Raw genomic sequence first — 15,674 nt, forward strand, 5'->3', positions numbered from 1 at the left:
AAATCTCTCCTTTTATTTTGTATCAAATATACAATTCAATACATAATGGATTTCAATGTAAATTGTATCACTTTTTAAAATCTATGTCTGCTATTTTCTTTATAGTTTCCATAATAAAATTATCATTTATAAACAACGTTACCATTTCCTAATATATGAATTAGTTTTTTGAATAATTTTGAATCATAACTTAAATTATAATTCTGATTAAGTAGAGTTGTTTTATCGCTTTTTGTCCGGTAAATAATAACCCGATTGTTTCCATAATTGCTTTTTATTTCTTTATATAGCATATTAATATTTGCATTTGAGTCATGATCAGCATCTATTCTTAAATACCATTTTTTGGTAGAAACATTTTTGCCATTCTTCAAAAGATTACTTTTAACGTTTGCTGCGGGATATATTTTGTTGGCAATAATTTGAGCACCATCTCGTTGCTCTGATTTTCCTTTGATTAAAACAACAATGCCATTTTTCAACCAGCTTTTATTCACACTAAAAACATTAGGAAAAATAGTAACGCTGAGTCCGCCAGCTAAATCAGTTCCATGAGCAAAAGCCATTTTCTTACCATTTTTAGTTCTAATCCGCTTGATAGAATCCAAATATAAAATTGTATATATGTCATCGCTATATTCCAATACACTATCAGATGAAACAATCTTAATATCATTAAAAAAGTTTATATATTGTTCTACAGGATGTCCGGACAAATATACACCTAAATATTCATTTTCTTTTTGTAATTTTTCATTTAAAGAAATTTCATCTAAATGTTTTATTTTAGGTTTTAGTGCATCAAATAGTTCCATTGAATTACCACTTAAATTAATAGAATCAATAAATTCAGGAATTGATGCTAATAGTTCTGAACGATTATATCCAAAATCATCCATTGCACCTGAATAAACTAGTGAACTAATCAATTCTATTTTTCTATATTTAGGATCAATTCTTTGAATGAATTGCTCTAAATTATTAAATAATCCATTTTTGCTTCTCTCATCAATTAAATCTCTGATAAAGTCACTACGAAGACCCTTAATGGATCCTAGGCCAAATAAAATGCTATTATCATATATTCTAAACTCTTTATTGCTCGTATTAATATTGGGACCGTTAACATTTATATTGCGTTTTTTTATTTCAGTTAAATAGATCTTAGTTTTTTTACTATTATTCAAAACTGAATTTAATATACTAACAAAGAATTGCATACTATAATGGGCTTTTAAATATGCCAAATCAAATGCCATTTTGCTATAAGCAACCGCATGAGATTTATTAAACCCATAGCTAGCAAATTGATCAATATAATCAAACGTTTGTTGAGCAGCTTTTTTACTATATCCTTTTTCTAAGGCACCACTAATGAATTTAGTTTCCATTGAGTCCATTACATCATGTTTTTTCTTACTCATAGCTCTTCTAAGTAAGTCGGCTTCACCCAAAGTAAACCCCCCCATTGTAGATGCAACTCGCATAACCTGCTCTTGATAAACAATTATCCCAAATGTTGGTCCTAAAATAGGCTTTAATGTTTCATCAGCATAAGTAACATGTTCTTGTCCCTTTTTACGTTTAATAAAAGACTCAATATTTCCCATTGGTCCTGGGCGATACAAAGCATCAACTGCAGCAACTAGATTAAAATTATCTGGATGTAGCAACTTTAAGACTCTTTTAATACCAGCAGACTCAAATTGAAATACACCATTAGTATCACCCATTTGAAATAACGATAAAGTTTTTGGATCATTTAAATTAATTTGTCTAATACTAAAATTACTATTTACTTCTTTTTTTACATGATTAACAATATCTGCAAGCAATGAGAGATTCCTTAACCCCAAAAAATCAATTTTTAAAAGGCCTATCTCTTCAACATAATTTTTAGAATATTGGGTCATCAAAATACCCTCACTACCATTTTGCAAAGGTGAAGTTTGAACTAATTTATTTTTACTTAAAATTAAGCCAGCAGCATGGGTTGAATAGTGTCGTGGCAGGCCCTCTAATTTTTTAGCAGTGTTAAATAGCAAACGATTAAGCTGATTATCACTCACTAAATTTTTTAGCTTTTGTGACTGATCATAAGAAGCATTTAAAGTAATATGCAACTGATTATTAGGAATCGCATTACTCCAGTCGCTCATTTGATAAGGAGATAAACCAAAAGTTCTACCGACGTCTCTTAAAACTTGTTTTGCTGCCATTGTGCCAAAAGTAACAATTTGTGCAACATGGTCATTACCATATTTATCATGAACATAATCCAAAACTTGTTCCCTTTTATCATCTGGTATGTCTAAATCAATATCTGGCATTTGAGCACGTTCTTCATTTAAAAAACGCTCAAAAATTAAATCATAACCAATTGGATCAACATCAGTGATATATAGGCAATATGCTACCAAAGATCCAGCAGCAGATCCTCTTCCCGGGCCAGTCATAATATTAGATTTATGTGCATAATTAATAACGTCCCAAACGATTAAGAAATAATCATCAAAATTCATACGATCAATAACTGATAGCTCATATTTTAATCTTTCATAGTATTTTTTTTGAGCTTCTTTAGGTATATTTAATTCATTAAAACGAGCCAATAATCCTTTTTTACACAATTGATTTAAATATTTTTTAGATGATAATCCGTAATCATTATTAAACTTAGGTAATTGTGGCTGTTTTTTATCGATTTTCACTTTAGAATCTTGAATTATTCTTTCATTATTTTGAACAATATTTTGATGACCAGATGAAATAAAACTATTAATCAAATCATTTTTAGGCTTTAACCAATTATTATCTTCTAAATTACTTTCTTCTAAAGGATTAGCAAACTTTTCTCCATTATCAACATATCGCAAAACCTTTAGAGCAAAAGAATCATCTTTATCTATATTTTGCACTTTAGAGAAAGCAACAAGATTAATACCTAATTCTAATTGAATTATAGAATCGTAATATCCATTACTAAAGTCTTGATCACTAACGCCAAAATATAGATTATTACTGTGCTTAGAAAATTTAGTTAAAAGATTTGAAATTTGATCTAAATTATTTTGCTTAATATAATTTGCAATCACGCCATAATTAGGAATAATAATAAATAAATCATCTAGGAATGAGTTGATATCAAGTAAAGTTAATTTATCAGCTTCATTGGTCATCTTTTTGGTAGATATCGCCATTAGATTTTGATAACCACTATTATTTTTTGCAAGTAAAACTAGTTGAAATTTCTCATCATCAGTTAATCCACTAAGCTCAATCGTTAAACCAATAATCGGATGAATATTATTTTTTATGCACTTATTATAAAATTCAATAGCACCATACATAACGTTCTCATCAGTTAAGGCTAAAGAATTATATCCTCTTTGCTTAGCTGCTGAAATTAAATTATCAATTGAAATAGTACTTTTTAATAAACTGTATGAGCTTATTATATTTAAAGGTACATAATCCATAATATAGTCATCCCTTTCTAGTTGAATATTATAACAAATAATTTTATCATGCTCATATGATTATATTTATAATTGTATTTAAAGATAGATATGTGATAAAATTTTTATGAATTGCGAGGTGGATAGTAATGAAATTTCTTACAAAAAATTTAACAGTTGTTTTTTGGTCAGCTATTTTTGGTGAAATTATCGGATACATCGTAGGTCAATTGGAGAGTCAAACTTATTCTTCAACTAGTATCGCAGTTGTAACAGTAATTACTGCACTTATTTTAGTTAACTGTGTAACTTTAATTTCTGGTAATGCAAATAAATAAGCAAACAAAAAAGAGTTTAAGCTATAAAAGCTTAAACTCTTTTTATCTATTTAAATGATAATTTATCCCCGTCTAAATTAATGTTAACAGTTGATTTAGGCTTTATTTTATTACCAATAATTAATTTAGCTAATGGCGTCTCAACATGACGGGTCACAAATCTTTGTAATGGTCGAGCACCATATTGTGGTTCGTATCCATTTTTAGCAATCCAATCTAATGATTCATCGCTAATTTCAATTTTAATTTGTTGATCTTGTAGACGTAAAGTTAGTTTGTCAATTAATTTTTTAACTATCAACTTCACATCATCAATTGATAATGGTTTAAACATAATTACATCATCAATACGATTTAAAAATTCAGGCTTAAAGCTTGTCTTTAACAAATCATTAACTTGGCTTTTAGCTTTACTACTAATATCACCATTTTTATCAGTACCTTCTAATAACAAATCTGATCCTAAATTAGAAGTCATAATTAAAATAGTGTTTTTAAAGTCAATCGTACGTCCTTGGCCATCAGTTAAACGACCATCATCTAAAACTTGTAATAAAATGTTAAATACATCTGGATGGGCCTTTTCAATTTCATCAAATAAAACAATTGTATATGGATTTCTTCTAACAGCTTCTGTTAATTGGCCACCCTCTTCATATCCTACATATCCAGGTGCTGCTCCTACTAGCCTCGATACAGAAGCTTTTTCCATATATTCTGACATATCAATTCTAACCATGTGATCTTCAGAATCAAATAAATTAGCAGCAAGTGACTTAGCCAATTCGGTTTTACCTACACCAGTAGGTCCTAAGAATAAGAAAGATCCTAAAGGTTTACTTGGATCTTGTAAACCTGCACGAGACCTTAAAACTGCATTGGAAACTGCTTCAACAGCTTCATTTTGACCAATTACACGTTTGTGCAAGTTATCATCTAAATGAAGTAACTTAGCACGTTCGCCTTGCATTAATCGGTTAACTGGAATCCCAGTTTCTCTACTTAACACATTTCCAATTTCATTTTCAGTAACAGATTCACTAACTAACCAATCATCATTATGATTTTGGCTTTCCATTTGCTTAAGTTCTTCTTCTAGCTTAGGAATAGTCCCATGTTGTAAGACCGCAGCTTTATTTAAATCATAAGAACTTTCAGCTTGTTGTAAATCATTCTTAGCTTGATCTAATTCAGATTTTTTATCTCCTAATTTTTGAATAGAATTTTTCTCTTGTTGCCATCTAGCATTTAAATTATTAACAGTTTCCCTTAAATTAGCCAACTGAGGTTTCAATTCTGACAAACGCTTTTTAGATTCATCATCACTTTCATTTTTTAAAGCAGCTTCCTCAACCTCAGCGCGAATAAGCTTGCGATGAGCTTGATCTAATTCAGTAGGACTAGAATTCATTTCAACTTCAATAGTAGAAGAAGCTTCATCAACTAAATCAATAGCTTTATCCGGTAAAAATCGATCAGTAATGTATCGATCAGATAATTTAGCTGCGGCTACTAATGCATTATCGTGAATTCTTACCCCATGATGAATTTCTAAACGTTCTTTAATTCCTCGTAAAATGGTAATAGTATCATCAACACTTGGTTCATTAACATGGACTCTTTGGAAGCGACGTTCGAGTGCTTTGTCTTTTTCTAAATATTTACGATATTCATCTAAAGTAGTAGCACCAATTAAATGCAACTCACCACGTGCTAACATTGGTTTTAACATATTACCAGCATCCATACTACCTTCAGATTTACCGGCACCAACAATATTATGAATTTCATCAATAAACATGATGATTTTACCCTCAGATTTCTTAACTGCTTTTAAAACCGCTTTTAATCGTTCCTCAAATTCACCACGATATTTAGCACCAGCAATTAATGAACTCATATCTAATTCAAATAATTGCTTATCCTTTAAATTATCTGGAACATCATTTACAGCAATTCTCTTAGCTAAACCTTCAACAATCGCAGTTTTTCCAACACCAGGATCACCTAATAAAATTGGATTATTTTTAGTCATACGCGAAAGAATTCTAATAACATCTAATATTTCTTCATCACGACCAATAATTGGACCTAGTTTACCAGCACGAGCTTCTTTAACTAAATCAACCCCATATTTTTTCAATGCTTGAAAATTATCTTCTTGATTCTTAGAAGTCACTTTTTCACCTCCACGAATTTTTTCTACTTCATTAATTACTTTTTGTTTAGTAATATCATTTTCTTTTAAATAGTCACTTAATTTGTCACCACTAACATCCATCAAAGCAATTGTTAGTGTATCAACGGAAACATATTGGTCGCCTAATTTACCTTTCATTTGATTGGCATTTTGCATTAACTGATACATATTTGATGAAATATTTTGTCCATAAGAGACATTACTGCCCTCAACAGTCGAAATACTATCTAATTCTTTATCAATTTCTGCTTCTAACTTCTTTATGTCTAAACCTAATTCAGAATAAATTTGGCGAGCTAGTTCACCCGGCTGAATCAAAAATTTAAATAAATGAGCAATCGTAATTTCTTGATGTTTACGGTTAACTGCAACTTTTTGAGCTTCAGCCAATGCTTTTGTTACCGCTTCTGTTAAATTATCTGGATTCAATATATTCCACCCACTTTATATAATAAAAAATACTTATAAGTTGACTAATCAACCTATAAGTAAATTTTACCAAAACACTAATTTAATTAAAAACAATTTGACCATTGTTGACTAATCGTTTTTAGCATTTAAATTAGCAATTTCAATTAACAAATCGCAGGCCTTTTCCATAGTTTGCAAGGAAACATATTCAAAACGCCCATGCATATTTTCACCACCAGCAAAAATATTAGGCGTAGGCAATCCCATGAATGATATTTTAGATCCATCTGTCCCACCACGAACTGGAAAAATATCAGGCTCTATATCAACGTTTTGCATTGCCCCTTTGGCCAAATCAATAACGGTCATATCTTGGTTAATAACTTCTGCCATATTATAATATTGATCTTTTATATCAACATTAATTCGTAATTCATCAAATTGTTTATTCATTTCATCTGCAATCTTATTAAAATATTTTTTTCTAGCAGCAAAACGATTCTTGTCATGATCTCTAATAATGTACTTTAATTTGGTATGATCTACCGTTCCATTAAAACTAGTTAAGAAATAAAATCCTTCTCGTCCATCTGTAAATTCTGGACGTTCATACTTAGGCAAACTTTCATTAAATTTTATGCCAAGTAATGAAGAATTAACCATCACTCCCTTGGCCTCTGCAGGATGCACATCTGTTCCTTTAATATCAATATGTGCTACAGCGGCATTGAAAGTCTCATATTGCAATTGGCCTAACGACCCGCCATCAACTGTGTATGCAATATCAGCACCAAAATCTTTAGTATCAAAATTATCAGCACCAGTGCCAATTTCTTCATCTGGACCAAAACCAATTTCAATTTCACCATGTTTAATTTCTGGATGATTAATTAAATAATCCATAGAGGTTATGATTTCAGCTACTCCTGCCTTATCATCAGCTCCTAATAAGGTATTACCATCGGTAGTAATTAAGGTTTGCCCATTATACTTTTTTAAACTAGGAAATACCTTTGGATCTAATTTGTATTCTCCGTCACCTAAATTAATTACTGAATTACCATCGTATTTTTCAATTATTTGCGGATTTACGTTATCAGAATTAAAGTCAGCAGTGTCAACATGTGAAATAAAGCCAATCTTTTTTACATCTTTATTAATGTTTGAAGGTAAAGTTGCAAATACATACCCACTTGATTCATTAGTTCTAACATTTTTTAAACCAATTGAATGTAACTGATCTTTTAAGTCATTAAGAAAACTAACTTGTGCCTTAGAAGAAGGTATTTTATTAGTAGTTTCATCAGAACGAGTGTTAACTTTTACATAGCTTAGGAATCTTGGTAATAAGGATTCATATTTGTGCATATTAATTAGCCACCTTTTAAATAAATGTAAATGGATCTGTATTTATATTAGACTCTATCACTTCTATATTCCAATTCAATTGTTTTGACCATTTTTTAAACATTGCTGCTAAATAAGGCTTACAAATGCTTTCAATATGATGACCTGGGTCAACAACCGAAAAATCAGAAGCTAGCATATCGTGACCCGTGTGATAATATACATCTCCAGTAACGTAAATATCAGCACCTTTATTTTTAGCGATATTAAAGAATTTACCACCATCACCACCTAAGATTGCTACTTTATTAACTAGTTTATCTGAATTGTTACTAATTAATCGAAGGCCATTGACATTAAATTGCTTTTTACAAAATTTGGCAAATTCATAAACTGTCATAGTATTAGAAAGTCTTCCAATTCTTCCCATAAAGTATTTATGATTGTTCGTTTTAGTCTGATAAACCAGTCCCTTAGTATCTTTTAATTGCAAGCTATCTGCTAACCAATCATTCATCCCATTAACAGCATTATCTAAATTGGTATGAGCTGAATAAACCGTAATATGATTTTCAATAATTTTAGCGTACATTTTATTTTGCGGATTATTAAGATCTAAGTTTTTAGCTGGACGAAACATAACTGGATGGTGAGAAAAAATAAAATCAACATGATTATTAATTGCTTCATCAACTACTTCAGGTCTTACATCTAGGGTAGTCATAACTTTATGGATTTCTTGATTTAATGAACCAATTTGCAATCCAATTGGATCTCCATCAACAGCAATATCTTTAGGGGCAAATTTTTCAAACCTTTTTACTAAATCAACTACTTTCATTTATAAAACTTCCTTAATTTCTTTAATTTCTTTCTGCATTTTATGGATCTTACTTATTGGCTTAGGTCCTTTCATATTATCCATATTAGAAATAATATTTTCTAAACGTTTAATTTCATTTTGCCATTTTTCAATAAAAACAGATGATTTTTTCTCTAATAATATTGGACCAAATTTTAATTCCTCTAGCGTATAAATAATTTTATCATTAACTTTTTGCGCTTCAATTATTTCATAATTGTGACCATCTTCTCTAAGAATCTGCTCATTCTTTATTACATAATTATTATTCATTAACCAATTCCTTAAAATATCTTCACCAACATTCGGTTGAAGCACCAATATCTCTTTACCACTAAGATGATTTTGACCATTTTCCAAAATATCACGAATCAAAATTCCACCCATTCCTGCTATTACAACACAATCAATTTCATCTTCTTTTCCGATAGAAAGTAAGCCATTAGCCAATCTTGTATCAGTTTTATCTGCTAAATTTTCTTTTAAAATTTCATTCTTTGCATTCTGTAAAGGTCCTTTGGCAACTTCACTGGCAATAGCATATTTGATTAATCCTTTCTTCAATAAATAAACCGGCAAGTAAGCATGATCAGAGCCAATATCTGCTACTCGGCTATTATTTGGAACATAATTTGCAACTGCTTTTAAACGTTGTGATAAGTGATTGGAATCCATTTAAACACCTTTTTCTAAAATTTTATTTAATAATTAATTATAACAAAAAACAGGTAGTAATTAATCTACCTGTTTTAGTAAGTCTATTCTAAAAAGTCTTTCAATTGCTTACTACGTGAAGGATGACGTAATTTACGCAATGCTTTTGCTTCAATTTGTCTAATTCTTTCTCTAGTAACACCAAATACCTTACCAACTTCTTCAAGTGTTCTAGTTCTACCATCATCTAAACCAAAACGAAGTCTTAGTACATTTTCTTCACGATCAGTTAAAGTATCAAGAACACCTTCTAGTTGTTCTTTTAATAATTCATATGCAGCGTGATCAGCAGGACTAGTTGCCTCTTGATCTTCGATAAAGTCTCCTAAGTGAGAATCATCTTCTTCACCAATAGGAGTTTCAAGTGAAACCGGTTCTTGAGAAATTTTAAGAATACCACGAACCTTTTGAGTTGGCATATCCATTTCAGCACCAATTTCTTCTGGCGTAGGTTCACGTCCTAAATCTTGAAGTAGTTGGCGTTGAATTCTAATCAATTTGTTAATGGTTTCAACCATATGAACAGGAATTCTAATTGTTCTAGCTTGATCAGCTATAGCACGAGTAATAGCTTGTCTAATCCACCAAGTAGCGTAAGTTGAAAATTTGAATCCTTTACGATAATCAAACTTTTCAACCGCTTTCATAAGTCCCATGTTTCCTTCTTGAATTAAGTCTAAGAACTGCATTCCACGACCTACATAACGCTTAGCGATTGAAACAACTAAACGTAAATTAGCTTCTGCTAATTCTTGTTTAGCTTCTTCATCACCTTTTTCAATTCTTAAAGCCAATTCAACTTCTTGATCAGCAGTTAGAAGTGATACACGACCAATTTCCTTAAGATACATTCTAACAGGATCATTAATTTTAACTCCTGTAGGTGCTGAAGAAGAATTCTTTAATTCTGATTGAGTAACTTTTTTGGCAGCTTCTAGTGCTCTTGGGTCAGGATCACCATTTTCGTCTACAACACTAATTCCTTTATCTTCAACTTTTTCTAAAAGATTGTACATTTGTTTCTTTGTTAACTTAAACGGAACAGCAATACTATCATTTAAGTCATCATAAGTTACATGTCCAACTTTCTTTTGTTTTTTAATTAGTGCATTAACTGATTCTTTTAGTTCTTTTTTATTAGATTTTCCAGCCATTAAACTGCCTCCTAAATTAAGCTTAATTACTAATTTGTTTCTTACGCTGTAAATTAATAATGTCCGTGGTTATATCAATTTGGCGATCAACATCGCCTAGCTTTTTAGCCTCATCTAATTCAGCCTGTTTAGTCTTAAGCTGTTTTTCAATGGGAGCATCATTCATTATTATATTAACATAATCATCTATCTCTGAGTTAGTAGGTTCACCTGATAAGTCAATTAAATCAACATTTATTAACAATTGTTGCAAATCTTCTTCTTTAACAAAATCTTGGAAAGCATCCGCCTTATATTCTGAATGATTTCTAAAATATTCTTGAGCCAAAATATAAATTAATTGATATTTCTCATCAGCAAAGCAAAAGCCATCTTTCCCCAATAACCTTAACCACATTTCATGATCATTTAAAATACGATTTAGCAAACTTCTTTCAGCCATTTCAACTCGTCCAATGGATTTAACATTACCAATTAAAGCCGAATTAACATGACTAGTATCAATACCTGACTTATAGTCATTAGCTTTTTTACCTAAATTATTCCTATTAACTAATTTATTCAATTGATTAGTTAAATCCAGTTTGTTTAGATTAAATTGTCCAGAAATCTGATTAATATATATATCACGTTCAATAGGTTGAGAAACTTTAGCAATTTCACAAAGCACATCATTTATATAATTAATTTTATCATTTTCATTATCTAAGTTACGGTTTAACTTTAAGAAATGCATTTTAAATGAAATTACAGATTCTAAAGCCGAACTCATATATGATTTAAATTTGGCTTCGCCGTTTTGCTGCCGATATTCGTCGGGATCAATTCCACTTGGCATTTGAATAATACCTAATTTTAATTTGGTTTGTTCCAAAATACCTATAGATCTGTTAATAGCATTTTGTCCAGGAGCATCACCATCATAACAAACATATAAATTAGTAATATTTCTTTGCAATAAATATATTTGCTCATCGGTTAAGCTTGTTCCCATTGAAGCAATTCCGTTTTGAATCCCCGATTGATCTGCTGAAATAACGTCCATAAATCCTTCATACAAAATAGCTGTCTTTTCTTTTCTAATTGTTTTCCTAGCATTAGAAAAGTTAAAAAGTACTTTTCGCTTGTTAAAGATTGAAGTTTCAGGACTATTTAAATATTTAGCCTGATTATCATCCTTATTTAAGACTCTCCCAGAAAATGCAATAACGTTTCCAAATTCATTAGTAATTGGATAGATTATTCGATTGAAAAATCGATCTTTTAAATCGCCATTGTCATCCTCAAAAAATAAACCAGATTTTCTTAATTCTTGATATTGATATTTTTTTTGAGATAAAAAAGTTTTTAAAATTGAATTGCTTGGAGCAAAACCTAATTGATATTTATTGATTACTTCATCTTTCAACCCACGATTGTGAAGATAGTCTAACGCTTGTTGCCCAATCTCAGTATTCATCAAGATATGGTGATATAAGTCGGTTGATTGAGTATGCATATCAATTAAAACTTGCTCATTAGAATCAACTTTTTTATTATTTCGGGATTGTAAATAATTATTATCTATCTTAATACCTTGCATATCAGCAACTTTTTTAACTGCTTCAGGATATGATAAATTTTGTAATTCCATTAAGAACTTAAAAACATTTCCTCCACGACCACAACTAAAGCAATGGAAGATCTGTTTTTGCTCATTTACTGAAAAAGATGGTGTGTTTTCTTCATGAAAAGGACATAATCCAAATAGGTTTTTTCCAGATTTATGCAATGACACAAATTGACTTACAACATCAGAAATATTGGTTTGATCTCTTACTTTATCAATAACATCTTCAGGAATCATATTTATCACCCCTTTTGCAGATATAAAAGTCGCACTTAAAATAAAAAGTGCGACTTTTATCCTCAATCATCACGTACAAGTAACTAACATTTTAACAATCTATTATTATTTTGTCTAACTATATTACTTAACAATTAATTTATCTAAATTAGCAAACCAATTAATCATGTTAGCGATAATTGTTAATTGTTTTAAATGATTATTTTTAATATTTTCATCTTTTGCCATTACCATTGTTTCATCGAAGTAATCATTAATATAATCTTTCAATGACATTAATTTATCAAATTCAGCATTTGCATCTAATGCATAATAATCTTCACCAATAGAAGAAACTTTATTATATAAATTCTTCTCAGAATCATTTTCAAATAATGATTCATTAATAGTCAAATCATTGTTAAAACTTTGTTTTTTAGAAATTCTTAATACTCGAGTTAAAGCTTCAATAGATTTTTTAAATTCTTCATCATCTTTATGTTTATTTAAAACATTTGCAACTTCAAAAATGAATAAAATATTATGATTTTTCGTTCCTGCAATCGCATCAATAATATCATGTCTTAATTTATCATCCTTTAATACCTTCCAAATACGGTCGTTAATAAAGGCAACGATATCATTAAATTCTTTAGTTTGGTCTAATGCTGGAGCAACTTTATGTTCAGCCTCATTATTAACAAATGAACTCATCATTTTTTCTAAATTAAAGTCCCATTTTTGATCTTTGATAATTCTTACAATCCCATTTGCTTGTCTTCTTAAAGCATATGGATCATTAGATCCACTAGGAATCATACCAGCAGCAAAGAAAGTTAAAATACTATCAAATTTATCAGAGACAGCTAACACCGCACCAACTTTTGTTTGTGGTAAATCACCATTAGCTGAAATAGGCATATAATGTTCACGAATTGCAGTTGCTACTGATTTATTTTCACCCTTAAGTAATGCATATTTTTCACCCATTACTCCTTGTAGTTCTGAAAATTCACCAACCATACCAGTAACTAAATCAAATTTATAAATTTGAGCAGCTCTTTTAACATCAGAAAGCTCAGTATCATTTAGTCCCACATATTTACCTAAAACTTGAGTAATGATTTCAACACGTTGCATTTTTTCATACATAGTTGAGATTTTATCATGAAAACTAACTTTTTTAAGTTTATTTACATAAAAATCAATATCCCTAGATTGATCTTCTTTGTAGAAAAACATTGCGTCTTCTAGACGAGCAGTTAAAACTTTTTCATTACCCACAGCAACATTTTCAATGTAATCTTTGTTTCCATTTCTTACAGAAATGAAGTAAGGTAAAATGTTTTTGTCATGATCTTGTACATAAAAGAACCTTTGATTGTCGCGCATTGAAGTAATAAGAACATCAGCCGGTAATTCTAAATACTTCTTGTCAAAATTACCATAAAATGCAGTTGGCCATTCAACTAAGTTATTAACTTCTTCTAATAGAGAAGGATTAATATTGACAATCCAATTATTATCCCTACTTATTTTTTCAATTTGGTCTTTGATCAATTTTTTACGTTTGTCAGCATCAACAATAACAAATTGATCATATAAAGATTTTTCATAATCAGCGGCATTGTTAATACTAGTATTATGTCCCAAGAAACGATGTCCACGGCTAACATTACCAGCAGTCACATCAAGAATCTTAATTGGTAATACTTGACCATCTAATAATGCAACCATCCATCTAATTGGACGAATAAATTCTAAGTCATAGACATTCCATTTCATAAGAGTTGGGAAAGTCATACTAGTAATAACATCTTTCATTCCCATTAATACTTCACTGACAGGTTTACCATCAATATGTTTTTCGACAAATACATATTCAGTACCCTTTACTTCTTTAAATGTAATATCATCAGTTGTAGCGCCTTGGCCCTTAGTAAAACCGATGGCAGCTTTACTCCAATTACCATCATCATCCTGAGCAATTTTTTTAGCAGGTCCTTTAACAGATTCATCAATATCTTCTTGTTTATCTGCTAAACCAGTAATTTGAATTGTTAAACGACGTGGAGTTGAAAAAGGTTTAATATTGTCAAATTCAATTCTTTGATCTTTTAAATAATCTTTAGTTCTTTTGACTAATTGTTTAATACTTGGAGTAACCACATGAGCTGGCATTTCTTCAAGACCAACTTCTAATAAAAATGTATGTGCCATTATTTTTCCTCCTTGTTATAATCAGCTAATAACTCTTTACGTTTCTTATCATCTTTGATTAATGGGAATCCACGTTTGGCACGTTCTTCAATAAATGCCTTTGCAATAGATCTAGCCATTCTTCTAATTCTAGATAAATAACCTGCTCTTTCAGTAACTGAAACTGCTCCTCTAGCATCTAATAAATTAAAAGTATGACTACACTTCAAAACATAATCGTATGCAGGGTGAACTAAACCATTTGCAATTTGTTTCTTAGCTTCTGTCTCAAAATTATCAAACATCTTTAATAGCATTTCTTGATTGCTTTCCTCAAAACTATATTTTGAATGTTCATATTCTGGTTCTTTAAAAATATCCCCATATTTAACGTTATCATTCCAATTTAAATCAAAAACATTATTAACATCTTGAATATATGATGCTAATCGTTCAAGACCATAAGTAATTTCTGATGCAACAGGATTCATTTCCTGTCCACCAACAATTTGAAAGTAAGTAAATTGGGTAACTTCCATACCGTCTAACCAGATTTCCCAACCAACACCAGCACAACCCATTGAAGGATTTTCCCAGTTATCTTCAACAAATCGAATATCGTGTTCAATTGGATTGATTCCTAATTCTTTTAAACTATCTAGATAAAGTTCTTGAATATTTTCTGGTGATGGTTTCATAATAACTTGAAATTGATGATGTTGATACAAACGGTTAGGATTTTCACCATATCTACCATCAGCAGGTCTTCTAGAAGGTTCAACATATGCAGCATTCCATGGTTCTGGTCCCACTGCTCTTAAAAAAGTGTAAGGACTCATAGTTCCTGCACCTTTTTCTGTATCATAAGCTTGCATCAACATACAACCCTTAGATGACCAGAATTGTTGTAATTTTAAAATAATTTCTTGCATAGACAACTTCTTTGTCATAAATAATTCCTCCTATTGATTGGGTGAGACACAAAAAATCCCTACTGTAAAAAAGCATAATAAAATGCAAATTTACAGCAGGGACGAATTTATTCGCGGTTCCACCCTACTTCTAGCCCTAATCAGAACTAGCAGCTTAATTAGTTTGGTTCAAAAAGCGCCAATTATTATAGACTATTAATGACTAGCTTGCACTATCCTAGACTCGCTAATAAA

General features: G+C 30.4%; 10 protein-coding genes. 1 reads left to right on the forward strand and 9 read right to left on the reverse strand.

All coding sequences use genetic code 11. The annotated features are described in order from the left end of the window. Positions 1-122: 122 nt before the first annotated feature. Positions 123-3,479 carry a DNA polymerase III subunit alpha gene (gene dnaE, locus C7N44_RS01160; RefSeq protein ID WP_105956090.1) on the reverse strand — a complete coding sequence of 1,119 codons (3,357 nt, stop codon included), beginning with the start codon at positions 3,477-3,479 and terminating at the stop codon, positions 123-125. Between the two features lie 128 nt (positions 3,480-3,607). Between dnaE and C7N44_RS01165 the strand changes: the two genes are divergently transcribed. Continuing rightward, positions 3,608-3,796, forward strand: a complete 189-nt coding sequence (locus tag C7N44_RS01165; RefSeq protein WP_105956091.1) for a DUF2929 family protein — start codon at positions 3,608-3,610, stop codon at positions 3,794-3,796. A gap of 46 nt (positions 3,797-3,842) precedes the next feature. Here C7N44_RS01165 and clpB read toward each other — a convergent pair whose 3' ends face one another. From clpB to glyQ, 8 genes are all read right to left on the reverse strand, one after another. Then, the gene (clpB, locus tag C7N44_RS01170; RefSeq protein WP_105956092.1) at positions 3,843-6,425 is read right to left on the reverse strand and encodes an ATP-dependent chaperone ClpB; all 2,583 of its coding nucleotides are present in this window, start codon (positions 6,423-6,425) and stop codon (positions 3,843-3,845) included. Between the two features lie 111 nt (positions 6,426-6,536). Continuing rightward, a complete protein-coding gene (gene pepT, locus C7N44_RS01175; protein ID WP_105956093.1) occupies positions 6,537-7,775 on the reverse strand; it encodes a peptidase T in 1,239 nt (412 codons plus the stop codon). Between the two features lie 16 nt (positions 7,776-7,791). After that, entirely contained in the window at positions 7,792-8,595 is an 804-nt protein-coding gene (locus C7N44_RS01180) for a Nif3-like dinuclear metal center hexameric protein (protein ID WP_105956094.1), read from the reverse strand. After that, on the reverse strand, positions 8,596-9,291 hold the full coding sequence (locus C7N44_RS01185) for a tRNA (adenine(22)-N(1))-methyltransferase (RefSeq protein ID WP_105956095.1): 696 nt from the start codon (positions 9,289-9,291) through the stop codon (positions 8,596-8,598). It lies immediately after the preceding gene. An 83-nt stretch (positions 9,292-9,374) separates the two neighbouring features. Next, positions 9,375-10,484 (reverse strand): RNA polymerase sigma factor RpoD, encoded by a 1,110-nt coding sequence (gene rpoD, locus C7N44_RS01190; protein ID WP_105956096.1) that lies wholly within the window; start codon positions 10,482-10,484, stop codon positions 9,375-9,377. Between the two features lie 22 nt (positions 10,485-10,506). After that, on the reverse strand, positions 10,507-12,330 hold the full coding sequence (dnaG, locus tag C7N44_RS01195; protein WP_225362916.1) for a DNA primase: 1,824 nt from the start codon (positions 12,328-12,330) through the stop codon (positions 10,507-10,509). A gap of 123 nt (positions 12,331-12,453) precedes the next feature. Beyond that, a complete protein-coding gene (gene glyS, locus C7N44_RS01200; protein WP_105956097.1) occupies positions 12,454-14,529 on the reverse strand; it encodes a glycine--tRNA ligase subunit beta in 2,076 nt (691 codons plus the stop codon). Then, the gene (gene glyQ / locus C7N44_RS01205) at positions 14,529-15,458 is read right to left on the reverse strand and encodes a glycine--tRNA ligase subunit alpha (protein WP_105956098.1); all 930 of its coding nucleotides are present in this window, start codon (positions 15,456-15,458) and stop codon (positions 14,529-14,531) included. Before glyQ ends, glyS begins: the two co-directional genes overlap by 1 nt. Positions 15,459-15,674 lie beyond the last annotated feature (216 nt).

This window comes from Apilactobacillus quenuiae (assembly GCF_002994005.1).
Taxonomy (GTDB): Bacteria; Bacillota; Bacilli; order Lactobacillales; family Lactobacillaceae; genus Apilactobacillus; species Apilactobacillus quenuiae.

Bases quoted from the DNA above. Each gene is read 5' to 3' on its own strand.
- glyQ (WP_105956098.1), bottom strand. From the start codon at position 15,458: ATGACAAAGAAGTTGTCTATGCAAGAAATTATTTTAAAATTACAACAA.
- dnaE (WP_105956090.1), bottom strand. From the start codon at position 3,479: ATGGATTATGTACCTTTAAATATAATAAGCTCATACAGTTTATTAAAA.
- C7N44_RS01165 (WP_105956091.1), top strand. From the start codon at position 3,608: ATGAAATTTCTTACAAAAAATTTAACAGTTGTTTTTTGGTCAGCTATT.
- C7N44_RS01180 (WP_105956094.1), bottom strand. From the start codon at position 8,595: ATGAAAGTAGTTGATTTAGTAAAAAGGTTTGAAAAATTTGCCCCTAAA.
- pepT (WP_105956093.1), bottom strand. From the start codon at position 7,775: ATGCACAAATATGAATCCTTATTACCAAGATTCCTAAGCTATGTAAAA.
- glyS (WP_105956097.1), bottom strand. From the start codon at position 14,529: ATGGCACATACATTTTTATTAGAAGTTGGTCTTGAAGAAATGCCAGCT.
- rpoD (WP_105956096.1), bottom strand. From the start codon at position 10,484: ATGGCTGGAAAATCTAATAAAAAAGAACTAAAAGAATCAGTTAATGCA.
- dnaG (WP_225362916.1), bottom strand. From the start codon at position 12,330: ATGATTCCTGAAGATGTTATTGATAAAGTAAGAGATCAAACCAATATT.
- C7N44_RS01185 (WP_105956095.1), bottom strand. From the start codon at position 9,291: ATGGATTCCAATCACTTATCACAACGTTTAAAAGCAGTTGCAAATTAT.